Raw genomic sequence first — 25,357 nt, forward strand, 5'->3', positions numbered from 1 at the left:
TTCCCATGGCGCAAAAAAAAGTGACCGAAAGCATAAACAACTTTCGGTCACTTATATATTTAAAATAATTATTGATACAGCCTTCCTGCTGCAGCCCGGAGATTAGATTCCAGCCTGCTTAAGAAGATCCGGAACTTTGGACTCCCAGCCCAGTGCCATGATATGTACACCCTGGCAATACGGTCTGCATTCTTTGATAATACGTGCGGCAATCTCTACACCAGTGATGCCTGCCTTTGTTTTTTCTTTGTCCTTTTTCAGCTCCTCGATCATATCCTCAGGAACATGAACACCAGCAACATTGTTATTCATGAATCTTGCCATTCCCACTGATTTCGGGATGATGATTCCAACCTGAACCGGTTTTCCAAACTGTTTTGCTTTTTCCATGAATTTGATGAATTTTTCCGGTTCAAAAACTGCCTGTGTCTGGAAATAGTCTGCGCCTGCGCGAACCTTCCGCTCCATTTTTGCAAGCTGTGCATCAACAGAATCGCTGCAAGGTGATACAACTGCTCCCTTGGCAAATGCAGGCGGCTCGCCGATCAGCTTGTTTCCGCCCAGGTCTTCGCCTTCTTCCAGCTTTTTAACGGTATGGATCAGGGAAACAGAATCCAGATCAAATACCGGCTTTGCCTGCGGATGGTCGCCCATCTTGGTATGGTCTCCTGTTAAAAGCAGCAGGTTCTCGATTCCTAACATCGCTGCGCTCAAAAGGTCTGACTGCAGCGCGATACGGTTTCTGTCACGACAGGTCAACTGGTATATAGGTGTCAGCCCCTCGTCCTTCAGGGCTTTACACATTGCCAGCGAACCAAGACGCATAACGGAGGACTGATTATCTGTCACGTTTACCGCCGTAATACCGCTCAAATAAGTTTTCGCTTCTTCCAGCAAATGTTCAACATGAATTCCTTTTGGCGGACCTACTTCCGCAGAAACTACAAATTCACCACGTTCAAATAACTCAGTAATTTTCATTATACATTGCTCCTAATCATTATATATTTTAACAGGTTCCTTATTTAGACACTTCATCATCGGTCGCAAAATTGCGCACCTGTGTCGGGCATTTTAATACATCCAAACGTCCCAATTGTGCAAGCCGTCTGTAGATACGCTCCCAGCCGCATTCCATATTGCTGTCCACTTCACATTTGCCGTCCTTAGAGCCACCGCACTGTCCGTTGACAAGACTCTTGGAACAAGCCGTGATCGGGCAGATTCCTCCGGTCAGATTCAGGTAACACTCACCGCACTGATCGCAATCGTACTCTAACGGTGTCACTCCCTGATAGCCCGGTAACGGATAGGTGTCACAGCCCGCGCACACCATTTTATTCTCCAGATACTCCGCCACGGTCTGTACTCCAACGCCGCAGGAGAATACCAGCACCATATCGGCAGCTTCAATCTCGCTCATATGTTTCTGGAGACGCAGCTCCATATTTTCCGGATTGCATATGTAATCAGTTGTGATGATTCCGGTTACATTCCCGGAAGCTCCCAATTCCTTCTGAAGCTCTGCAGCTTCTTTTTCCGGAAAATGCACTTCCTTACATCCATGGCAGTTAATGATAAAAACCTTTTTTCCTTCTGCCAGTGATGCGATCGTTTCTTTTGCTTTTAATTGGGTAATCAACATATTACTTCATCCCCCTTATCGCATTTTTTCCGGCTTTGATCTTGGTCACTAACGGAATCTTGGAGGAGCAGATGTACTCGCAGCACCTGCACTCAACACAATCCATGACATTTTTATCTTTCATCTCCAGCCACTTCTGCTCATCCGCATATTTTGCGAAATACAGAGGAGAAAGCTCCATCGGGCATACGTCCACGCAGCGTCCGCATTTGATACATGGCTGTTCTACCGTATGATCGGTATCAACGGCAATGATTCCGTTGGAACCTTTCATGATCGGCACATTTACATCAGAAAGGACAAATCCCATCATCGGTCCGCCGGCCTTGATCGTAACATCATCGCCAGTCACGCCGCCGCAGTAGTCAAGCAGGTCTTTTGTATTGGTACCGATCTTTACAATATAATTGCCCGGCTTCTTCAGATTTTCGCCAGTCACAGTCACAACACGTTCAATTAACGGCATACCCTTCTGGATCGCATCCGCGATAGCCTTTGTGGTACTGATATTGCTCACAACGCAGCCCACATCTGCCGGAAGACCGCCGCTCGGTACCTGTCTTTTCATAACACGCTTGATCAGCATCTTCTCAGCGCCCTGAGGATACTTTGTCTTAGCTACCACAACGTCTATATTACCGATATCAGCAGTTTTAGCCTGCATTAATTCAATAGCGTCCGGCTTATTGTCCTCGATTACGATAAGACCCTTTTCAGCTCCCACTGTTTTGATCATCGCTTTAAGGCCGAAGATCACATCGTCCGCATACTCTAAGAGCACCCTGTGGTCTGCAGTCAAAAGCGGCTCACACTCACAGCCGTTCAGCAGAATGGTATCCACCGGCTTGGCAGGTTTTAATTTTACCGATGTCGGGAAGCCTGCGCCGCCCATACCTACGATTCCAGCCTCGCGGACAATCTCAACGATCTCATCCGGTGTCAGGCTGTCAAGATCCTTATGAGGCTGTACAGATTCGTGCAGAGTATTTTTTCCATCCGACCGGATGACAACAGACATACATTCGCCTCTTGTTGCATGTCCATGAGGTTCAATCGCGATTACAGTTCCGCTGACGCTGGAATGGATCGGGCTGCTTATGAAGGCTGCAGCTTCTCCGATCTTCTGACCAACTTTTACCGTGTCTCCCACCTGCACAACAGGATTTGCCGGAGCGCCTGCGTGCATAGACAGCGGAATAACCACAACTTCCGGATCCGGAAATTTCTCCAGAGCCAGATGCTCTGTGAACTCTTTGCGCTCTGAAGGATGAACGCCGCCGTAATAGCCCTCAAGCCTGTTCTCACGGATCGATTTCACATATTCACTCACAAACTTAACATTAACCTTTGAGTAATCGCGCACCTGTACCGGCTGGTTCAAAAACTCTTCAAGACGGCCCTGTTTTTCCAGTCTTCTGTATATTTTTTCCCATGCACAGTCTTTGTTGCCATCTACTTCGCATTTTCCGTCCTTTGCGCCTCCGCACTGTCCGTTGACAAGACTCTTGGAACAGTCAACGATAGGACAGACACCACCGGTTATATTCAGGTAGCACTGTGCACACGCATCACAGCTTTTCTTCGTGAGCGCCATACCGTGATGTCCTCTGTAGTTAAGTGAGTTGCTGGCCGCAAATACAGGTTTCCCTGCCAGATCCGCAACTGTCTGGATTCCCAGGCCGCAGGAAATTACAAAAACATTTTCCGTACCTTCCGGAATCACGTCCTGTAATTTTTTTTCAGTTTGGGTTTTGTTGCACAAAAAATCAACCTTTACACTACCTGTGATCGTTTTTCCGTTTTCCGCAGCGATCTTCTCAAACTCACCGCAATCGGGTTCATCAACAGTTTCAAATTCCTTGAAGCACTTGTTACAAGCAACAATAAACAGGTTATCCTTACCGGTCAATACTGACACCAGTTCGTCGTTACTTTTCAACTTATACTTGGTATAGTTTTCCAATTGCTCACCTTCCTTATAATATTGTTTCATAAACCATCTGCTTATCTTTTTTATTTTTTCAACCCCCTGCACTTTGAAGAAAAAACAAGGATAAGCAGATAACTTAATTCTGTAATTAATACATATTTTAATATAGCACAAATTAGCTATCTTATCTAGTCTAAACATATATTTTTAAACAAAAATATACATAATGCGCAAAATATATCCGGCGGATAAAACCGCGAACTGCCGTCACGAAACAGAAGCCGGATCCCGTGCAGTGACAAACGCAAACGGACATGCCCGCGTCGGGTCCAGACTGCTTAAAATGCGCTCTTCCGCCGGCATTTCTATATATTCCCATTGCCCCAGCCTTTCATCCAGCAGGATCGGACGTATGCTAAATCCCAGATTTTCCCGGTAGCTGCTAAAATGGGCGGACAGCAAAAGCATTCTCACATACCGTCTTCCCGGACCTTCACGGTATGCCATATCCTGCAGGGACTCGTACAGCCTGTCAAATTCCCATTCGCTGTAAAGGGCAGCCGTCCTTCTTCCGCTTCCCCAATGCACAAGGTAAAACTCCTCGTCCATTTCCAGCGGCAGATTAAAATACAGGCATTCGTCATCCTTTTCGCCGCTTTTTTTCATCTCCAGCTTCACACCCGGCACGTCCGGTATTCTGCCTTCCAGAAATTCTTTTATCAGCTCCATTTCTTCTGTTTCCCCTTTATTGCTTTTATCATATTAAAACGTTCTATAGCCAAAATAAGCCCCACCTCCCCAAGCAAAAGGAAAATGGACGTTCCTCCATAGCTGAAAAAGGGCAACGGCAGTCCTGTATTGGGAAACCAGTTACAATTAACGGCAATATTAATGATCGACTGAATGCCGATATGAAAAAGTATTCCCGAAACCATGACGGAACCAAACAGATCTGAGTGGCCCGCCACACGGAGAAAGCAATATAATAAGTACGCGATCAACCCTGCGACCAGAGCTGCGCCTGCTACCCCCAGCTCTTCGCAAATAATCGAAAAAATCATATCATTTTGAGCTTCCGGAATCGTACCCAGCTTTTGAACGGAATTTCCCAGCCCTTTTCCCAAAAAGCCCCCGCTTCCTATGGCGTACAGCGACTGCAGGATCTGATATCCCTGCCCCGACGCGTATCTTTCCGGCGCAAGCCACGCCGCTACTCTGCCAATCCGGAAAGGGAGCTGATCCAGCTTCTCCTGCGTCGGTAAATGGTTTGCCAGGTAAATAAGATATGCTGCACAAACCGCAAAAGCTCCGCCAGCCGTTATGAAATGTATTTTGTAAGTCTCAGTAAAGATAAATGTTAATGAAAAGGTAATTCCCAGTACCACCAGAGCCGAACTGAAGTCGTTTGATATCCGAAACAAAAGCACTGCCGGAATTCCGCCTGCCAGCCACAAATATATCGTCATCTTTGTCCTATGTAAATATGAGGAATACCTGCAGATCATAAATGCCAGAAATATGATCACCGCGATCTTTACGACCTCTGCCACCTGAAAGGTGACCGGTCCCACACGCAGCCATCTGCACGCCCCGTTATTTACTACGCCTAAAGGCGTCAGTAAGAGGAAAATGCAGATAATACCCAATATGTAAATGCCAGACGCGATCTTATACAGTAAATGATAATCCAAAAATCTGCCCGCGTACATACAAACAAAACCAATTACCATAAACACAGCCTGTCTCTTAAACAGATACAGCGAATCGTATTTATAATCCGGATTTTGACTGCATTCATAGCCGGATGCAGAGTACACCATGATCAGCCCAAAACAGCACAGGATGATCGTTGTTACCCAGATATTCAGATCAGCCCTTTCCAATCCTTCCAGCCGTCTGCTTTTCTCTCTTCTCTCTTGAATAAAAGCTTTGATATCCATGGCAAACCCTCCCTATACGTCATGCAGTCATTATAGGGCGGCTTCAAAAAAAATTTTTTTATCATGGCACTTTCATCACATTGCTTAATCAAGTACCATCCAGTCTCTTTTTCCATCTATGATATTTTGGATATATCCTGCCAAATTTCCTCCGCTCATTTTCTCCGGAGAATCCCCAAGCATTCCTCCTGTAATATAGTAAACCTCCATCCTTTTGCTTTTGCTTTTGAGCACATCTTTGTCACTGTTCTCTAAAGTCTTGCCGCCGTCCTCCCAGTCACTGGTAATAATGATGGCTTTTCCATCGATCCCGAAATAATCCGCCAAGAATCTTATCTCCTGAAGATACTCTTTTTGGGGTCTTGTCTGTTTGCAGGAAATAAAATAGGTCTGCATATTTTTGGTACAAACCAGATCGATCCCGCTGGTAACCGCGCCCCGCGCAAGCGGATCATCCGAATGTCCTGCGTCCCAGGTAAATGCCACATTTAATTTGATATCATCTACGAAGACCCTATTCCAGATAGAATGATAGGTGTAGGCTTCCAAAATATTTTCCTCTTTCATCAGACATTCTTTTGTGGAATGGTTCTTGTAGACAAATTGAATATGAAAGCCGTTTTTTCCTTTTACTGTCTTTTTTTCGATCATAGGCTTCTCGTCCAGCGGTTCCAGGATCGTATATTCTTCCTTCTTAGATTTTTGGTCATATAAACAGAAAAGAGCCTGCTGAACAATGTCTGACTTTCGTTCTCCATCTCTGATCTCATCCACCATATCCCGGTCTACAACCAGCGTATCGTCATGAATGTAGTACAAGATCTGATTCGAGGGTTTTCCTGTCATCGCCTCTCTTTGAGATTCCACAAAACAAAATCTGTGCATATAATAATGCTTTCTGGCAAGGTAAAACATTCCATCAATGTATTGACTCACATCCCCATATTTTGTTCTGATGGTAACGGTTCCCATCTGCCCGGTATCCGGAATGCAGTAACCGCTTTCAATAAAATTTCTGCTCCGCAAATCCTCCAGCACCTTATCTATTTTCGTATCCAGAATAAGCGCGCGCGGAATCTGCCGGAAAATTTTTGTCACTGGCTTTTCCAGGATATTTTCTGTATCTATTTTCCAATAAGTACCTTCTTCTAATTCATATAAAGTGTCAACTATCTGCCGCCAGCGAAACGGCTTCATACTGACATATGCCTTCCACAGATCCTCGTAATTGGAACTTAATCCCAACATAAGATTTTCCCCGTCATCCGAATGAATATTGGAATGGAACAGCCGGAAGGTCTCTTTAACCGTCAGATGCCTTTTCAATACACTGTAATAATCTGTCTCTGATCTCCCGCGCATACTCCGAATCCGTCCATCCTTGAATATGATCGCAGGTATAGAAACTAAATTCTGTTTATTTGTGATCTCAAAGGTTTCCATTGCTGACAAACCGGTAATATCCAACACACTTTTAAGAGATCTTTTCGTTATCTTCAGGTTATACAGCTCGTCCATAGTGCAGACCTTTACTGCGGTCTTAAGTCCTCTTTCCTCCTGCAGAAAATTCTCTATTAAATCCCGTTCCAGTTCTTCAGGCTGATCCGTATATAGAATCAACTCATCAGGTTCCATAATTAGTGAGCTGACAATATTATGCCAGCTTTGGCTCCCTGCAGGCTTGTGAATCCTCCGGATAGGATCCTCACTCAAAAGCAGCAGCGGTATTGCCTCCAGAATTGTCTGGTCACTGCTCTTATAATCATGATATTTATTTCTTTCCACAACCACCCGCATGGCGTTTTTCAGGGCTTTAAACGTGTCTGTGACTCCATTTACATGCAGCTTCGCCTTTTTATCATGATCGCGGATCATAAGCGCAAACTTCTTGCACATTCTGTCCCACAGATGGTTTATATTTGACTCGTTATCCAACATTCTCCGGCAGACAATTTTCAGCGACTTCAAAATCTCAAATTCTTCATCGCCAAATTTTTCATCCCGCATATTCCGTTCAAGAGCAGAGAAAATATCCCGCAAACCGCCTTCTTCCAGATTCATTTTCTCAACTCTTTGGCTGCACAATTGATGCAGCCATACAGACATGCAATCCAGCTCATCAAAAGGTCTTCCTTCTCTCCTTGCAGTGTCCTGAAAATCCGGTTTTTCCCATTCTCCGCGGGAAAGCTCATGCAGCCGGGCACCGCTCTCAGGGTCACTGTCACAGAGCATTGCATGCAGTTTTTCCCCGCCCTCCCTGTTTCGCTGATCGTTTTTCCCTTTAAAGGCATACCGGGAAATCTGTTCCCAGGAGGGTTTATCATATCCCTCTGTTACCATAAAACACATCCACCGTCTGTGTTCAAGATAGATTAATTTGTTCATCGTTTTTTTTGCCTTCTCTGTCCCGGACAGCACATCATAATAGAATTCCGCAGCAGCCTCCGTCCCCGTTGTCTTAATCCCAATGGACTCCAGCTTATAGGGAATGGACAATACGCTGCACAGGGATGAATTTACATTATAAGAAGATGACGAAAAATCCTTCCAAATCTCCAATGTATCGGCACACTCATTCCATTCCCGCATATAATGCTTGTGCAGCAGCAGGGCCTGTTTACGAATACCCTCTGAAAATTCATTTTCCTCCAATGAATATTTATCATTACAGCTAAACGGACAGGCAATGACATTCTTGTGCTCCGGTTCCAGCTTCCTCAGATCAAAACCATCTCCCCTTTCGTCCAGATATCCCACAAATACCTGCTTTCCGGAAGAACCTGCCGCCCTTTCCAGTTTTCTGGCATGCTCAATATTTTCTTCAATCCGGTCATCCGCCAGTATCATCCAGGAGATCTCGCAATGCTCCTTCATACTCTGATACAAATCCAAGATTTCCCGTTTTTTGCTGTCCCATTCATAGAACCATACCTCTGCAAAGGGAGTTTTCGTTATGGAAAGATCCAGCTCCACTTTCCGGGAATTTGGGTCTTCTGCAACAGGCATTTCATTCAGATATACCTCTGTTGTTTTTTTCATCAGAGGCCACTTTCTGAACAAACGGTACAGTCTGTCCTGCGCATCCTTTGAGGCAAGTCTGATCACGATTCTGGTATCCAGCATTTGAGCGCAGGCATAAATATTTTCAAAAAAGTCGTCTCCTACAGGGTCGTCCCCTGCAATCAGAACATCCATCCGCCAGGTTCTGTTTTCACCCTTTCGGCGGAATCTACTCAGAGGATATTTATCCATCACATAAGCGGCCTGGAGGCGACCATTTACAACCTGAAATTCCTTACGCCTGTTTGTAATGGGAGTATTTACGGAATTCCACAATTCCCTCAGATCATTCACAAGGTCATGCGTGGTTTTGTATCTTCCTTTTGCACTTAAATCCGCCTGGATACATTTCCAGATAACATGGTTAAGCATGTCCGCTTCTTTTTCTGTCAAGGCGCCCCTGTATCTTTCATTATATAAGCGGCGCAGTTGTTTCTCATAATCCCTTGTACGGCAATCTTCCATCCCGGGATAGCGGTCTAGCAGAAAGGAAAACAAGATTGCCCCAAAGGAATAAATATCTACTCTCTCATTCAGAAAATCTCTTTTATTTTGCTCAAATTCCCTCTGGTTCTGCAGCCGCAGTTCCGGTGCAAGAAGATCCTGACGCTCATCTCCCCGGATATCCTCCAGATGTATCTCTGATACGTGATCCATATTTATGGAAGCGTCAAAATCAAAAAACTTAATTCCCTGATCTCCCGTAACCAGAACATTCTCCGGCTTCAGATCCATATGGATGATTCTTTGGCTGTGAAGCTTTTCCAGCGCTGCCGCAAATTGATAAAAGATGCGGATCATCTCTTCCAGGCTGCCGATCTGATCCCTTTGCAGATACGTCCCATGGTCAGGCTCATAAAGAATATATTTTGTGGGACCGTCAAAATGGTTCAGATCCGGTCGCACAATTACCCCGGTTAATTCCTCACGGTTGCTCAGATCTACCTGATTGTCGTAAGCTGCTTCAAACAGATCCGCCAGCTTACGTACAGCTTCATTCTGGTAAAAGCCCCGGATATCCAGGTTTATCCCATCAATTTTTGCATCTATTCCATAGGCTTTTGGATCCGGATAAAACTGCTTCAGGATACGCTTCTGACCAATGCTGTTCCTGCTCTTAAAAACCGTCGCCTCATAACAAATGCTGGAGCTTCCCTCCCCTAATTCATTATCTACTGTGATCTTGTATGTATAACCGCAACCTTTTGCATCAACAAATTTTATTTCCATAGTCTGTCCGGTCAGACGTATACGCTTTGCACCTTTGATTCCCTCTGGCATGGCGGCTTCCTCCTGTTAAGCTTTGTTACCTTCCTCAGTTTTTTCTTTATTGACCAAATACCATCCCCAGAGATTTCTGTAAGAATCAATGGCTTCATTGCTGGAAAGCAGACAGATCAGAAGGCTGTCATAGGGATTTGGTGCATACAATTCATAAAAACCGCACCTGGTCAGAACCTCGTTTGTTCTTTGAATGAAACCTGTGCGCCGGTATTTATAATCCTCCTCACTTTCCGGTTCGTAGTCATGATTCTTCCGCTGCTCTTCAATCTCGCTCATATATTCCAAAAAGCTCAGAGTCAGGATATCATTTCTGGAAATCCCATCCGCTTTCCTCGACTCGATCTGGCTGAGCTTAGCAGATGATAATTGTGTTCCCTCAAGAACCTCTCCCAGCTTTTGAAGATATTTTTTATCCAACACATCGTTTAAATGATAAAATTCATCAAATGCAGGATACAAATAATTATAAAGAACGCCGTCCTTTACTGCATCTTCTGCCTTTTTCTTGTTAAATCCTATTTTTTTATTCCCAATGCGTTCGAACTTTTTCTGCCAATCCGGTATGCTGCAGTCTGTAATCTCGTTCAGGGATGCCTCATATTCCGGCTTCAAACAATGCACCCAGATTTCCTCATATACCTCCGCAAAAACGTCTTCCTTTGAAATAAAGGTAATATGTTCAAACTCTTTATTCTTAGGATGAAATTCCGTACCGCAGGGGATCATTTTTCCTGCCGTACACTCTGCATATAAGGTTCCCGCAACGCAGGCAGGCTCGCCCTCAGACAGTTTTCTTCCGTTAGCCTTAAGGGGAGTTTTAAACAGGCTTTTATTTCTGATTTCCCGGAGATACGGATTCTTTGAAACAAACTCTGTTTTTCCCGGAACATATCCATACTCTGCTTCCTTTTTCTTCATTTTTCGTGTTTTTTTCACACACTGCACCGGGATTTTAACCATTCTGACAGCATCCTCCACTGGCGCAATACAGATCTCGCTCTCCGTTTCAAAGCCAATTCCGTTATCATCTGCTCCTCCATACGAGCCAGCCTTCCCCAAAGCGTCCGCACTTTTTTTGTAAAAAATGGTTCCCTTTGGAATATCCAGCCCCTTTCCAGGATCGTAGTACACAAGGACTTTCCCCTGAGAAGTTCTTTCGCATTTCGGAGCGTCATCCTTTAATACTTCTTTTGCCGCTTCTATATCGCTTTTTACTCGTCTTTTAAATTCTGAAAGAAGCCTTGCGCTTTCTTTTTGAACGGTCCTGGTATAATCCTCCGTATATTCGGTCAGGTATTTATATTCCCCCAGAAACCGGATCATTTTATCCGGCAGCTCTCCATCCCGGTTCAGTGTAAGATCAAAACAATTCCTCCGGATTTTCTCAGCCACCGTCTCGGCTCTGTTTTGGATTGAAACTGTAGAAAGCCCATCTGTACCGCCCCAGTCACAGGGGATCGGATCTGCTTCCTGAAAGCTTTTTTTCAGCTTTTCATAAAACGCAAAGCACCCTCCCTGCGCATATTCAAATGTAAGATAAAGCAAAAATTCTTTATGATTCCAAAGGTTAAAATCCTCTCTTTTCAGCGCTTTTTTCAGGAAAAACGACAGATCCTCCCGGCTCATATTTAGCCCAAGGCCCAGTGTCCAAAGCTCCCCGTTGCTGATATGGACCGCCGTTATCTTCGATAAAATCTGATTTCTGCTCCATATCTTTTTGTCCGTATTTTGTCCTGGCAGAGTTCCCATATTTGCCCTGAAATCCCTGTACACCATATCCGTTAAGGTCTTAAGCTCACAGGATGCTGTTTTGTATGCTTTTCCTTCTCCTGCCTCGATCTGCTCCAAAAGCTTGTCTGCGTATTCATTTACCCAGGCTTCTCCGGCAGCGTCAAACACAACTGTATCCTGCAGCTTCTCTTTATAAATTTCCAGCAAATAACGGATCAAAAAGCACCGGAAGGGTACAGGCTCTCTGGTATCCAAAAGCCTTTGGAGCGCCTCCTGATTGCATCCCCATATCCATACCGCATCTGCATTTTCATATTCCTCATCATACCACTTCATTAATTGCTCACTTACGCCCCTCGTTCTGCCTGATTTTATCATGCCTACGGACCTCCCGGTTTTCCCTGACTGTATATTTAGATGTCTTTATTATACGCTATCGTTTTATTCCGGGCAATAAAAGAAATGGACTGGTTGTCAGATAATTCTGAATATGTTATACTTCTTATGATTTCTTTTACTTTCATAGGGAGGTTGTATGAAGAAAAAAAATACTTACGATATCTTTATAAGCTACCGCCGCAAGGGCGGAGAATTTCTGGCTCACAGTCTTTATGAAAAATTGTGCAGCGACCATTATTCAGTCTTTCTGGATACGGAATCTTTGCGTTCCGGAAAATTTAATGAGCAATTATTACAGGTAATTGATCAATGTTCGGATGTGATAGTCCTATTATCTCCCCACTCCCTGGATCGAAGCTTAAAAAACGCGGATGATTGGGTAAGAAGAGAAATTGCCTACGCATTGCAGAAAAACAAAAACATTATTCCTGTTTTCCTTAAGGATTTTGAGCTGCCGGATGAGCTTCCTTATGAGATCTCCGAACTAAAAAATCATCATGGCCTGAATGTGAGAAGCGATTATCTGGATGCGTTTTTTGAAAAACTGATCCTGTCACTGCATTCAAAACCGACAAAAAAAAATTTATAAGAAAAAGCATCTTTTGATTTACAGTATATCTATTATTTTAATCCTCTTGCTTTTTCTTCTCCTTTTTGTCCTGTACCGTACACTGACCAAACCCAATTTTACTTTAGACATAAAAAATGATACGCCTGTCTCCCGGGATGGCACTGAAAATTGGAATCGCACCTATGTCTTTTCCAATAAAGGCGGTACCATCGTAAATGTAAAGGTTACGCCTCATATGATCGTTGATTTTAATATCTCAAGATACACGGATGATACGGTTCAGCAGGGCCATTACAGCCAGGAAATATCCAACTATTTTCCGGATAATTATTACTTTGACAATCTGACAGGTATTGTGGAAATTCCTGAAGAGAACGGAAATCTGCTGCGCGATTATCTCCATGCCGTTTCTGCCGTCCTAAACGAAAATGATATGGAGCTGACATCCTACGCCCTGCAAATGTATCTCGACATCAGCTATACAGATCGTTTCGGAATGAAGCATTCTTCTGTCTACGATATGGAGAATAACTATAACTTTATTTTGTACAATACCCAGGACGATACGGAAGAAACCGGCGCTTCTTCCACAGAAAGATATCTGAAAGATATTGATCTTTTTGAGCATCCCGAAATAACAGAAGCTCTCTGTAATGGGCCAGTCTATGAGGGCATGGAATCTGAAATGGCACAAAATGTTGTCGGGTATTTATTGGAGGATATAGAAAATGTCCTGACGAATGAAACCCTCATTGATCATGAAACCGGCGCAGTACGCATAGATAGCTCTGCAGAATATTTTATTACAAATACAGATAACTTAATGATCGGATATCACATTCCCCATAGGCACTGTTCTAAAAATTAAGCAGCACAAAAAAGGATAAGATTCCCTTTTTCGGATCTTATCCTTTTTGTAAAGCACATTTTTTACAGCAGCGTATACGCCTTTTCAAACTCCGTTCTGGCTACGAAATTAAAATCCACATCTACGATCTGCCCCTTCCGGTCTTTATAAATCCCATCAAATACGATTACTGCATCCTTTGCTGCCGACGACAGACGCCCCCGCAATTCAGCGCTGAAAAACCGTTCCGGACACGCCTCATTCAGCGCCAGTCCCCGGCATTTCCTGAGATATTGAATCTCTTCACATTCCTTGTCTTCTGCCGTCCAGATGTATACCGGATGCGGGATCTGTTCGTATTCTTCTCCCTGTATCTGCCTGTGATTTTCCCCAAAATACCCTTCCAGGACCGGATAAGGATATCCGGCTGAATCAATTCTTATATAATCGCCTGTATGGGCGGTTTTCCCTTTTCCATCCACAGCTTCCCGGGAAAATATCTCATAGGTATCATCCCCAGTCCTCCTAATTTTCCCCTTTTCCATGAGTTCTTTTAAAACCGCACTATCCTCTCCAAGGCGGTACGCCCTTACAATTTTCCCTGATTTTTTAATGGCTTTTTTCATACTGTTCTCCTCATCACCTCTTATTGGACAGATTATTTACCGCCCTGGCTCGTATCATTTGCTCTGCGTGATCCAGATTCTCCCTGCAGGAAGATACGTATTTTTCTCTCACAAACGGATAAGGAATACATTCTGCGATCTCAAGCGCCTGTTTACATAAAGCACAGGCAACAAAAAGATATCCTCCGCTGAAATATTCTGAAGCAGTTTCCATGAAATGACTGTAGATCTGCCCCAGCATGGCAAAGTCTTCCCGTTCATCGGCTCCGCTCATATTTCTGTTTTTTCTGAGAAGATGAAAGCACTGGTCATCATAACATAATCCCCTTTCCCTGTCCTTGATCCTCTTGTTTATGGCATTTTTTTCATAATAAACAGTACCCGCATTGGACAGGCAGACTGCCAGACATCTTTCATTTTCCGGCGATGGCTCCTCCTTTACAAGCGAGTTACACAAAGCAAGATTTTTTTCCAGATATATGATACAATCCTCATATCTTTTAGCCTGAAAATAGAACTTTATAATGTTTGTATAAGCGTCCGCTTCCTGTCTGGAAAGCGCGGTATTCTTTTTGGGGAGCTGCTCCATGAACTTTATTGATCTTAAATAAAATTCCTCTGCTTCCGCCTCATAATTGCATTTTTCATAAAAGCGCGCGATATTACAATAGGCAATGCCCGGTTCAGCACTCTTTATATCCGCTGCCGGGGCGGCATCCCACCATTTTTCTGATGCGTCAATATCCTTTTTATAAAGCATTTCCGCTTGCTCTATATTTCCATGCCGTTCCTGATACTGTCCAAAGAAATAGCAGCTCCTTGCAAGACCCTGGAAATAAACGCCGCTTTTTTCGCTCAAAGCCTCAAAACAACGGATCGCAGACTGAAACAGACCACTGGCTCGTTCCTCATCTCCCTGGATATCATAAAATTGTGCCGCTTCCAGGTATAGCTTCTCAAATGCGCTGTAATATGAATCTGAATGCTCTTCCGCCTGTTCCAGCCAAATGAAGGCTTTGTCAAAATATTCCTGTGCCTCTTCCGGTTTTAAAAGCTTTTGATACGCATTTTTCGCTTTTTCTGTATAAGTATGTACAAGTGAAACTGCGTTGCCTGAATTTGTGTCTTTCCTGCCTGTGCAGCTCTTCTGTTCTTTCACGTTTTCCTTCATTTGGCACCTCCGTTATATTCATACATAGTCAGTTTTTCCATAACCGGGCGACAGCGATCACATCACCGGAATGATCTGTTTATACAGACAGATAAACTTTTTCCCGCACTGCTGGTTTTTGTGATAATGCCCGAAAAACCATCTCTCAAACTGCAGCCCTTCCATAAGCAGCCGATCAAAATATACGGTCAGCCGGTCTGCCTCCATGTGCTGCTTTTCCAGGTCGCTTTCCTGCAAAAGCTCCACGATCGACTGGGGGGCTGCATGTGAAAGAACGAAATCCACCTTTCCCCCGTTTTGTCCAAGGTTTTTCCTGCCCTTTTCCATTTCCGTCTCTGATGGTAATTCTTCCTGCCACCAGTTGACCCCGTTTATACGGAACCGTTCTTCCCGGTCATAAAGCCACCTTTTTATCTTTCCCCTGTCCTTCACCGGATCCAGAATCCCATCCTCCACATCGTGGCTGGACGCGCCTCCAAATGCGAAAAATTTCCTGCCCTCCAACTCAAAGATTTCTCCTCTCATCAGATGAAAAACAGACGGTCGGATCTCATGTACCCTTCCCCCGCAGAATTCTCTTTCCGGATACGAATTCAGTCTTGGAAAGCATTCATGGTTTCCATCCACAAAAAGCGTAGTAAAATTCTTATCATTCAGCCAGTTTAGCCAGTAATTCTCTGTCCTATCCTCTCCCTTATAATTCCAGACTCCTCCAAAGTCTCCCAATATGATCACCATATCCTCTTTTGTCATTTCCCGCTGCTCCGGAAAGCAGTCCATAGAAAAGCGCCGGAAGTCCTGATGACAGTCCCCTGTTACATAGATCATATGATCCCCCCTTTCTGATCCGCTCTTTCCTTAATATCCCGGCCTGCGCACCACGCATGTTTAAATGCCCTGTTGTTCTCAATCAGTTCATCCAATGTCACCGGGCAAAAATGATTGATCTCAACACCAGCGTTCAGTGCATCCTCCATCTTCACCAGCAGCGGCCAATAGGGAAGGTCCACTCTGTCATGAATATGCCCGTAAATATGATATGTCCCCTTTCCAAATTCAAACCAGGTCATCAAAGGATAATGGCAAAGGATCACCCGCCTTCCCTCATCCTTGATCTCCGCCATGAGCTGTACATCTTCAAAATATTTTTCTCCGTCAATTCCTCTCAGCCAGGTCCTGTCGTGATTCCCTTCTATCAATATTTTTCTGCCTGGCAGCAAACGCAGAATCCCCTCCGGGTCCTTATGCCTGTAAAAAAGATCTCCCAAAACATACACCATGTCGCTCTCATTCACCTTTTCCTGCCATCTTTTCACAAGCATCCCATCCATCTCCTCCACGGAACCAAATGGCCGTTTACTATGCCTTAAAATATTCGCATGTCCAAAATGTGCGTCTGCGATATAGTAATTCATTTTTCTCTCCTTTCTCTTTGTACAGGCATTCCAAGAACGTTTTTTACCTCCTGCTCACATTTTAAACCATCGCATATAAAAAATTTTTTTAACTTTCTTCTTTTGCGGCTCAAATCGGTAAACTGTCCCTCTCGCACAGCACCAAGGATGTCAAGTCATTGCTACAACAAAAATTCGTCCCCTGGAAACGTCTACCTGAAAAATTAGCGGTACTCCTGAAAAAAAATATGCGGCTTTTTGCCATGAAAATGGCTTAAAACCGCATAAATTCGTTGGAGGATGTTATGTTGTTGTCATAAAGTCGGCCGGTTGGATGCTACGTCATTATCACAAACATAACTGCTTCTTATATACCAAAATAGCTCCTCATTTCTGCCTGAAAGGAAGAATGCCTTGGAAATTTTCTCTTATATTCCTGAAAAATCATCTTTTTTGCTCCCGCTTCTCCCATGCCCTCTTTTATCTCCGCAACCAGAGCAAGCAGTTCCGCAACCTCTCCATAATGTCTTCTATACTGACCAGACACAATTGCATCAGCCCTGCTGTAAGCAATTTTTTCCGCCCAGGTAAAATATTTATTTTTTTCTTCCCCTGACATCTGAAAATACTTTTTCCATCTCTGAAAATAGTTCCAGAACGTACTTATCTTAAGTCTACGACTTTCTTCAACAATTTCACTCTCAAAATTCATTTGCAGACTCAAGTCATTTCCATCAGGAAACCCCACATATCCCGCTATACCTGCAGCCGCTTTCGAAGGTAATGGGTTATCATATAAATACAGTAAAATCAAACGGATACCATAACGGATAAAGCTTCCGCTCCATCCTAATGACCCCTGGGGATTTTTCGATGCAGCTTTTACCTTCTGAAAATCTCCCGTATAAAAACTAAGTGTATAATACCCGTAATCGCCAACAATATTTCTTTCCAGTTCCGAATTTCTTACATATTCGGTCGGATTTCCTTTTTCTCTGAAGCACAAAAATTCTTGGCCTGTCAAACCATATTTCTCTGCCATTTCCTCTGTTCCAAAAAGGCGCAGAAAGTTTCTGACAGTTGAATCTGATCGAAAACATTCCCAGCAAAACTGCATTTGTTTTTCTGCATGCCCCAGACAGGAAGCAGCATATGCTGCCATAAGCGCTATTTTGCTTCTGATTTTAAGCTTACTGTCAATTTTTTCAATAGCCCTGTCTCCAATCTTTTCGATTTGCAAATAATTATGCTTATTATTGTATTCCTGCATCGCCGTCAAGTATAATGACGGATGCACGTCACAGTTCTTATCTGCCATTTTTACCAGTCCATCAATTCCTTCCTGATATAGAACTGCTTCCTGTAAAAGTCTGCTCTCCGCTTCCCCGCTTTTCATTTGCAGCAGTGCAACCCAATCTTCCCAGAATTGTTCAGTTCCATCTAATTCTTCGCGTCCTACGCAAAACATATCCTGGATGTGCAATTTTCGAAACGTATAAATTGAAAAATACAAGTATATATCTTCAGCGCGGTTTTCCGGCTTCTGTATCTGATAATCTACATATAGGGTCAGTAAAGCTAACTGTTCCAGATCTGCATGAATAATTTTTTTCTCCGACAATAGTTCCAGATCCACAGGATCACACTCGTATTCCGGATCTGTACTTACAGACATTTCCCATAACCACTCATAAATATCATTCGCTTGCTGATATCTTCGGTCGTTCACACATTCCTGTGCGAACCGAATCATAAATTCAACTTTATCACCAATCTCCTGATTATCGTAATAGTCCGTAATCCAGTCTCTGTCCCAATAAGAATCCGAATAGTCTTCGTATTCATCCACATCCAGATATAATTTTCCCTCATCAATCTGCTTCATCCATTTTCTCAGAAGTTCCATTTTTTCATCTACAAACTCCTGAGACATGCTTTCAGTCAGTTGAATCTTGTCCTTTTCCGTTGTACAGGCTTCAATCATTACCTCTAATCTTTCGCATTGTTCTTTCGAAAGTAAGCCCAGCATATTTAATATAATATCCTGCAGATTTTCTTTACTGAGTTTTTTTATCTTTTGTTCCATACCCGGCTCATCTCCTCTATTTTTTCCACTACCGCAGGGGCACAGATCATTGCTATGCTGCTGTCAAGTAAGGACTAATATTTGTTAGAGTTCCAAACTATTCTCATTCAACAAAAAATCATAAATACTCATTGTCACAATGCCGTACTCATCCCGTTTTACTTTTATAACATCTTTTACAATGACAATTTTTTTAAACGAATCCTGAATATTCAAAAGGGAAGCCTTTTCCTGCTCCTCCTTTATCTGATCAGGAATGCTAAAGGCGGATTGGATATAATATCTCCTACTTCCAAGATTTGCTATAAAATCTATTTCCAACTGTCTTTTCTCTTGCCTTCCTTCTTTATTCCTGCTTCTCTTTTGAACCATTCCAACATCTACCTGAAATCCTCTTGCTTTCAGTTCATTATAAATTACGTTTTCCATCAAATGTGTTTCTTCTACTTGCCGAAATCCAAGTCTTGCATTGCGGAGTCCGATATCTTCAAAATAGTACTTCAGAGGAGTTCCGATATATTTTCTTCCCTTTACATCATATCGATTTGCCTCACTAACAATAAAGGCATCTTTCAAATGTTCAATATATAATCTAATTGTATTCAAACTAATATCCGAATGAATAACACTGCGAAATGTCGTTTCAATTTTCGATGGATTAGTCAGAGATCCTATAGAAGATGCAAGTATATTTATCAGATCGTTCAGTTCCTGCACCTTCTCAATATGATTTCTTTCCCTGATGTCTTTTATATAAGTTTCTTCAAATAGCCGAATTAAATAATTAATCTTCTGCTCTTCTGTTTTCATTGTTACAGTAAGCGGCAGACCTCCATAAGTTATATAGTCTGCCCATCCATGATACACATCCCCCATATAAACCTGCATGAATTCTCTAAACGTCAGAGGATATACATGAACTTCATCCCCTCTTCCACGAAATTCCGTAATAATACCCTTAGACAGAAACTTAGGATTACTTCCAGTCACATACACATCTACGTTGTCTATATGCAAAAGTGAATTTAACACTTCCTCAAAATCTTTAAGCATTTGCACTTCATCCAGTAAAATATAATACATTTCCTTATCCGTAATCCTGGATTCAATGTAATCCAAAATAGTATCAGGATCCCGATATTGCCTGTACTTTCTCTGATCCAATTCAATTTCTATAATATGTGACTCTTCCACACTGCTTTGAATCAAATAATCCTTAAAAATATGAAACACAAGAAACGACTTTCCGCTTCTCCTGATACCTGTCACTACCTTAATCAATCCATTATGCATACGATCGATCAGGGCATTCAAGTATCTCTCCCGTTTTATTTCCATCAGCACACCTATTTCTATAATTCACGGCACATGTGCCCTTCTTTTTCATCATTATACGGTAAATCTTTTTCATTCGCAAGAATATAATGAAAATCAGGGGCATATGAGTCTACTTTTTTCATTAACAATTCTCACACCAATATATCATCTCCTTTACATTTTTCCCAAAATCTCATATTCTAAAAGCATTACCAGTCTATAAAAAATACTATTCTAACTTAAACAGGTATACTATCCCTGACGCACAGCACCCCATACCCAATCTCCTCATTCGGATACCTCCCAAACCCCGCCAACGGCTTTGCTCCTCTGCGCAGATACGCCTTCACCTTCTCCCCGTATGACTTTGTCAAGTCCGGACTAAGATTTTTTTATAGATTCCAGATAATTTCTATTTTTATCTCACTATATACCAATATTTCTTTAATATATCTGTCAATCAGCTCCCGTGTGAGTTCATCTGCATTTCTTGCTTCACTTGCCCTGCTCTCTTCCTTTTCATTCGTATTTTCCTGCGCACTGAGCAGCGCCTGCAGCCAGGTTTCCTCCTCCCGCAAAGTATTGATCTTATTCAGATATATGTTCTTTTCTATTTTCCCTGTCTTATACTCCTCATATAAATACTGCTTCTGGACTTTCAACGACTCCCTTTTCCTTTGAATATCTTTTTTCTGTCCATTTCTCAGAACCAGAGACTTCTCTTTTTTACTTGAAGATACCGTTTCGTCATCGTCTATCTTCTTTTTTATTTCCTGCAATACCAACTGTTCTATCTCATGCTCTTTTAATCTGCCGCAAAAGCAGTCCCCAATTTCTACAAAACGTGTTCTCTCGCATATCCAGACAGGTGTTTTGACCTGTTGCAGCCTTACAAGATTATTTCTGCATCCACCACATTTTAGTTTTCCATGCAGAGGTCTTATTTCTCTTGGCTTGTGCTTTTTTCCACTCTGTTCCCCATTGTCCCGAAGCACCTTTGCAGCTTCGGCGAATGCTTCTTCGGTTATGATCGCCTCATGTTTATCCGGAATATACATGCGCTCTTCTTCCGGCACCGTCTCTAACCTTTTGCTTCCAACTTCTGTGACCCGTAATTTAGGGGTCACAATCACCCCCAGATAAACCGGATTTTGTAAAATCTTTCTTACTGTAGAGTTTTTCCAAAAGAATTTTTCTTTTGCACATTTCTTTTTGATTCCTTTTTCATACTGATACTGACTTGGTGTTGGAACGCCTTCTTTATTCAGTTTTTTTGCAATTTCTCCGGTACTCTTCCCCAGGCCTGCCAGTTGAAAGATTCTCCTTACATAAACTGCTGATTCTTCGTCTATCTCCAAACTGTTCCTTTTTTCCTTTGATTTTTTATATCCAAAAGGTGCAAATGCCCCCATATACTCTCCGCGTTCTCTTCGTATTTTTAACGCAGACCGCATTTTCATAGAAAGATCCTTGCTATACCAGTCATAAAAAAGGCTTCGCAGCGCCAGATCAATCCCTCCGGTAGTTCCAAGATAATCGTCACTGTCATAATGATCATTTACTGAAATAAAGCGTACTCCCAGAAAGGGAAATATCTGTTCCAGATAATCCCCTACGTCTACATAATCCCTTCCAAAACGTGAGATATCTTTGACTATGATGCAGCATATCCGTTTTTCCCTGACCAATGCCAACAGTTCCATTAAAGCAGGTCTGTTAAAGCTCGTCCCACTGTATCCGTCATCTATAAATTCCAGAACTTTCATCCCCGGATAAAGATGACGCTCTCTTCTATACTGACTTATCAATTCTCTCTGATGTGCGATACTATTGCTTTCCGTTTTCTTTTCATCGGATACAAGATCGCCGTCTTCCATAGAAAGTCGAAGATAGAATGCCAGATACATTTCATATTCCTGATACGCCATACGCTTTCACCTTCCTTTCCAGACCTGAACTCAAGTGTTCATAATCATCTCTGAACTTGAATATGATATGAATCCTCCGATCATCATAAAGTTCCACTTTTTCCAGCAAAGTTTCAGCCATCTCTCTGGTAAGGATGTTCGCGTCCCGGAATCCCAAAAAAGCCTGCACCCATCTGTTTTCAGAGCTTATGTATGTTTTATACTCTTTCAGCTCTTTGTCTTTTTCTTCATACTCTTTCTGTAACTGTTTTATCCTTTCCGCATATTTTTCTTTTAAAATCAGGTATTCCTCCTGTGTCAAAACACCGTTTCTCATATCTTCATAAATACCCGATTTCAGATACAGATAACGGTTCAAATCTCCCTGGATACGCCCAAGTGCTTCCTTCCTGTCCCTGTTCTCCCGGGACATAAGACAGTCTTCCTTTATTTTTAACAGAAATGTCTCCATCTCTATCGCCAGCTCAATCTGTATCCGGATTTGCTGCAAGATCAGTTCGTGTACTTTATGTTCCACTATAGAGAATGGACAGCACTCGACATCCGCATACCGTTGACCGGAATCACAGGAATAATAATACTTAGGTTTCCCTTTTTTCGTGCTCTTGTGTCTGCGTATTTTATGCCCACAGTTTCCACACACCAGGATATCTTTCAATACATTTTCATGTGATACTGCTGTTTCCTGACTTTCCTGCCATTCTTTTCTGTTTTTTTCACCAGTCTCATTTATGATTTGAAAAATTTCCCGCTCCACAATCCTTTCATGGGCGTTTTCTATTATCTTCCACTGCTCTTTTTTCAATTTTCCATTTGGAACATTTGAATAAATGGACTTGTTGAACTTCCCTACGATCAAATCTCCCGCATAGGTCTGGTTATACACGATCCTGCTGACCGCCTGTGCCTGCCACAAAATTACCCGCCCATTTTTATATTTCCGGTATCCATGTTCCCCTGCATATCTGCTGGGAGACGCAACCCCTTCTTCATTTAACTGTCTGGCAATCTTTCCAAAACTCATGCCTGCCATGCGCATATCAAAAATCCTTTTTACAACCGCCGCTGCAGGTGGATCAACTACAAAATGATTATCGATCAATACATATCCATACGGAGCTTTGGAACCGATGTATTCCCCTTTGTTCTTTTTGGTTTCAAAAGCAGAAAGTACCTTTCGGGAAATATCTTTTGAATAATAATCATTGGCCAGATTGCGGAAAGAAGCCAGAATATCCTTCTCCGGAAACAGAATATTGTAACTGTCATAGCTGTCATTTATTGCAATCAGACGGACACCAAGCTCCGGAAATATCCGTTCCAGATAATCTCCCGCATCAATATAGCTCCTTGCAAACCGTGAAAGATCTTTTACTACAATACAGTTAATTTCCTTTCGTCTGGCAGCCTCCATCAGACGCTGCCATTCGGGCCGGTTAAAATTTGTGCCGGTCTGTCCATTGTCTATAAAAACATCGACAATGCGTGCATTCTCCAGCTTCTTCACAAACCGTTTCAGATATGCCAGCTGTGTCTTTACACTGATGTCCGTCATTCCTCCATTATTTTCATTGGATAACCGCACGTATAAGCCGATTTTCAGCACATAACATCCCAGCAGTGGAGCAACTTTCTTCTTTTTTCTGCTGACTCTAGCCATGTACGCCCGCCTCCCCCGGTTTCAGAAGTTTCAGTTCTTCCAGCAGATTTTCTGTCATCTCTGTTTCTTCACGGTAATTAAAGCGTACTTCTATGCGGGGATATTTCTCCCCTTCCTTCTTTTCATATACAAGAACCTCATCGATCAGACAGATCACGACTTCTCTTGTAAGCTGCTGCAAACTGCCATACCGCTTAAATTCATTGATCCATTCGCAAAAGTCTGTCTTCCCTTCCCCGATATGTTCTGCTTCTTTCAGCAATATGCTCAGTGCGCACTCTGCTTCCTGAATCCGCTGTTCAAATACAGCTTTCAGTTCTTCGTATTCTTCCCAGGAAAGAATCTCCATTTTCAGGTCTTCATATAACTCAATACGAAGCTTCTGATATTTCTGTATCTGCTCCTCTTTATCCGCGATCTGCCGTTCCCACCTTGCAGCAATTTTCTGTTTATACTGAATTTCCTGCACTTGTTCCAAAAGTGCTTCCATATCCTGTGCCATACGGATCTGCTGATTTAGTACATCCAGTATCGTTTTTTCCAATACTTCCGCACTGACGTTATGTGGAGTACAGACTTTACGGTTATTTTTGTGTGCCCTGCATACATAATAAATGTATTTCTTTCCGCCGGACGGGACTGTTTTCCTGCTCATGTTAGCCCCGCAATCGCCGCATTTAAGCACACCGGCCAGACTATGCAGCTTTTCTGCAGAACGACCTGTTAAGGTGTCATTTTTTAATGCTTTCTGAATGCACCGAAAAATGGTCGGAGCAATGATCGGTTCATGGTTGTTTACCTTTTCACACCATTTGCTCCGGTCTTTTTGTACGATTTTCTTTACTTTATAATTGGGCGTTGTATATCTTCCCTGTATCAGTGTTCCCATATAAGTCGGATTGCTCAGAATCCTTAGTATATTGGTATGGTCCCACTGTCCCTTCTGTCTCTTTCTCCAGTAGGAATACAAAGCACACCCATGCTGCCATTTATAATCAAGCGGAGTCAGGACATCATCCTGATTCAGCCGCTCTGCGATTTTGTACGCGCTATATCCCTGCAGATACAGGCTGAAAATATAGCGTACTACATCCGCAGCTTCTTCATCCACTACCAGCTTGTTTTTGTTATCGTCCGCTTTCCGGTATCCATACGGCGTAAAGGCTCCAACAAACTCACCTCTCTGTCTTTTGGCTTCCAGATTACTGCGGATTTTGATACTGATATCCCTGCTGTAGGAATCATTAATCAGGTTTTTGAATGGAACAATGATGTCGTTTCCCGGCAGATCATTGCGAATACTGTCCACATTATCATTTACTGCAATAAAACGGACACCAAGGCGTGGAAATATCTTTTCCGTATATCTTCCTACCTCAATGTGATTTCTGCCAAAACGGGACAGATCCTTCACGATAATGCAGTTCGCATAACCGGACCGGATATCTTCCATAGTCTGAATGATTCCAGGGCGATCAAAATTAACGCCGGAGTAACCGTCGTCGATTCTTATTTTATAAATTTGGATTTCGGGATGTGATTTAAGGAAATTTAAAATCAGATCTCTTTGATTTGTGATGCTGTCGCTTTCATCCTTATCTCCGTCATCTCTGGAAATGCGCAGATAAATAACAGCCATATAAACAGCATACTCAAGATTTGTATTCATTATTATCACCTCAAATAGTCATGTTTTCAGTAAAACCTGATCTATTCGGGGTTCTGCTTAGTCCATTTATATTTTAGCATCTTGCCTGTATGCTGTCTA

General features: G+C 42.7%; 18 protein-coding genes. 2 read left to right on the top strand and 16 right to left on the bottom strand.

The features are described from left to right. Nucleotides 1–102 precede the first annotated feature (102 nt). From ACESZH_RS01335 to ACESZH_RS01365, 7 genes are all read right to left on the bottom strand, one after another. Nucleotides 103–981, bottom strand: a complete 879-nt coding sequence (locus tag ACESZH_RS01335; protein WP_373215572.1) for a methylenetetrahydrofolate reductase — start codon at nt 979–981, stop codon at nt 103–105. A 40-nt stretch (nt 982–1,021) separates the two neighbouring features. After that, a complete protein-coding gene (locus ACESZH_RS01340) occupies nt 1,022–1,645 on the bottom strand; it encodes a methylenetetrahydrofolate reductase C-terminal domain-containing protein (protein ID WP_373215573.1) in 624 nt (207 codons plus the stop codon). 1 nt (nt 1,646) lies between these two features. Beyond that, nucleotides 1,647–3,638, bottom strand: a complete 1,992-nt coding sequence (gene rsxC / locus ACESZH_RS01345) for an electron transport complex subunit RsxC (protein ID WP_373215574.1) — start codon at nt 3,636–3,638, stop codon at nt 1,647–1,649. 204 nt (nt 3,639–3,842) lie between these two features. Beyond that, on the bottom strand, nt 3,843–4,304 hold the full coding sequence (locus ACESZH_RS01350; RefSeq protein ID WP_373215575.1) for a hypothetical protein: 462 nt from the start codon (nt 4,302–4,304) through the stop codon (nt 3,843–3,845). Beyond that, nucleotides 4,295–5,515 carry an FtsW/RodA/SpoVE family cell cycle protein gene (locus tag ACESZH_RS01355; RefSeq protein WP_373215576.1) on the bottom strand — a complete coding sequence of 407 codons (1,221 nt, stop codon included), beginning with the start codon at nt 5,513–5,515 and terminating at the stop codon, nt 4,295–4,297. The genes ACESZH_RS01350 and ACESZH_RS01355 overlap by 10 nt, the downstream gene beginning before the upstream one ends. An 84-nt stretch (nt 5,516–5,599) precedes the next feature. After that, nucleotides 5,600–9,856 (bottom strand): protein kinase, encoded by a 4,257-nt coding sequence (locus ACESZH_RS01360; RefSeq protein ID WP_373215577.1) that lies wholly within the window; start codon nt 9,854–9,856, stop codon nt 5,600–5,602. A gap of 15 nt (nt 9,857–9,871) precedes the next feature. Continuing rightward, nucleotides 9,872–11,968: a hypothetical protein gene (locus ACESZH_RS01365; RefSeq protein WP_373215578.1), complete on the bottom strand. Its 2,097-nt coding sequence runs from the start codon at nt 11,966–11,968 to the stop codon at nt 9,872–9,874. 157 nt (nt 11,969–12,125) lie between these two features. Here ACESZH_RS01365 and ACESZH_RS01370 point away from each other — a divergent pair, with 157 nt between their 5' ends. Together ACESZH_RS01370 and ACESZH_RS01375 are read left to right on the top strand one after the other, a co-directional pair. After that, nucleotides 12,126–12,578 (top strand): toll/interleukin-1 receptor domain-containing protein, encoded by a 453-nt coding sequence (locus tag ACESZH_RS01370; RefSeq protein WP_373215579.1) that lies wholly within the window; start codon nt 12,126–12,128, stop codon nt 12,576–12,578. Between the two features lie 13 nt (nt 12,579–12,591). After that, nucleotides 12,592–13,428, top strand: a complete 837-nt coding sequence (locus tag ACESZH_RS01375; protein ID WP_373215580.1) for a hypothetical protein — start codon at nt 12,592–12,594, stop codon at nt 13,426–13,428. Between the two features lie 62 nt (nt 13,429–13,490). Here the strand turns inward: ACESZH_RS01375 and ACESZH_RS01380 are convergent, their stop codons facing one another. The 9 genes from ACESZH_RS01380 to ACESZH_RS01420 form a co-directional block, all read right to left on the bottom strand. Beyond that, the gene (locus ACESZH_RS01380; protein ID WP_373215581.1) at nt 13,491–14,033 is read right to left on the bottom strand and encodes a hypothetical protein; all 543 of its coding nucleotides are present in this window, start codon (nt 14,031–14,033) and stop codon (nt 13,491–13,493) included. A gap of 13 nt (nt 14,034–14,046) precedes the next feature. Next, nucleotides 14,047–15,204: a tetratricopeptide repeat protein gene (locus ACESZH_RS01385; protein ID WP_373215582.1), complete on the bottom strand. Its 1,158-nt coding sequence runs from the start codon at nt 15,202–15,204 to the stop codon at nt 14,047–14,049. A 57-nt stretch (nt 15,205–15,261) separates the two neighbouring features. Beyond that, nucleotides 15,262–16,032 carry a metallophosphoesterase gene (locus tag ACESZH_RS01390; protein WP_373215583.1) on the bottom strand — a complete coding sequence of 257 codons (771 nt, stop codon included), beginning with the start codon at nt 16,030–16,032 and terminating at the stop codon, nt 15,262–15,264. Beyond that, entirely contained in the window at nt 16,029–16,619 is a 591-nt protein-coding gene (locus tag ACESZH_RS01395) for a hypothetical protein (protein WP_373215584.1), read from the bottom strand. The genes ACESZH_RS01390 and ACESZH_RS01395 overlap by 4 nt, the downstream gene beginning before the upstream one ends. A 346-nt stretch (nt 16,620–16,965) precedes the next feature. Continuing rightward, complete coding sequence (locus ACESZH_RS01400) at nt 16,966–18,684, bottom strand: hypothetical protein (RefSeq protein WP_373215585.1); 1,719 nt, start codon at nt 18,682–18,684, stop codon at nt 16,966–16,968. Between the two features lie 84 nt (nt 18,685–18,768). Next, nucleotides 18,769–20,022 carry an ATP-binding protein gene (locus tag ACESZH_RS01405; protein ID WP_373215586.1) on the bottom strand — a complete coding sequence of 418 codons (1,254 nt, stop codon included), beginning with the start codon at nt 20,020–20,022 and terminating at the stop codon, nt 18,769–18,771. A gap of 371 nt (nt 20,023–20,393) precedes the next feature. Beyond that, nucleotides 20,394–21,929, bottom strand: coding sequence for a recombinase family protein (locus tag ACESZH_RS01410; RefSeq protein ID WP_373215587.1), 1,536 nt, complete (start codon nt 21,927–21,929; stop codon nt 20,394–20,396). Beyond that, entirely contained in the window at nt 21,910–23,589 is a 1,680-nt protein-coding gene (locus ACESZH_RS01415; protein ID WP_373215588.1) for a recombinase family protein, read from the bottom strand. Before ACESZH_RS01415 ends, ACESZH_RS01410 begins: the two co-directional genes overlap by 20 nt. Further along, on the bottom strand, nt 23,582–25,258 hold the full coding sequence (locus ACESZH_RS01420; RefSeq protein WP_373215589.1) for a recombinase family protein: 1,677 nt from the start codon (nt 25,256–25,258) through the stop codon (nt 23,582–23,584). Before ACESZH_RS01420 ends, ACESZH_RS01415 begins: the two co-directional genes overlap by 8 nt. Nucleotides 25,259–25,357 lie beyond the last annotated feature (99 nt).

This window comes from Ruminococcus sp. 5_1_39BFAA, assembly GCF_964240875.1.
GTDB lineage: Bacteria > Bacillota > Clostridia > Lachnospirales > Lachnospiraceae > Blautia_A.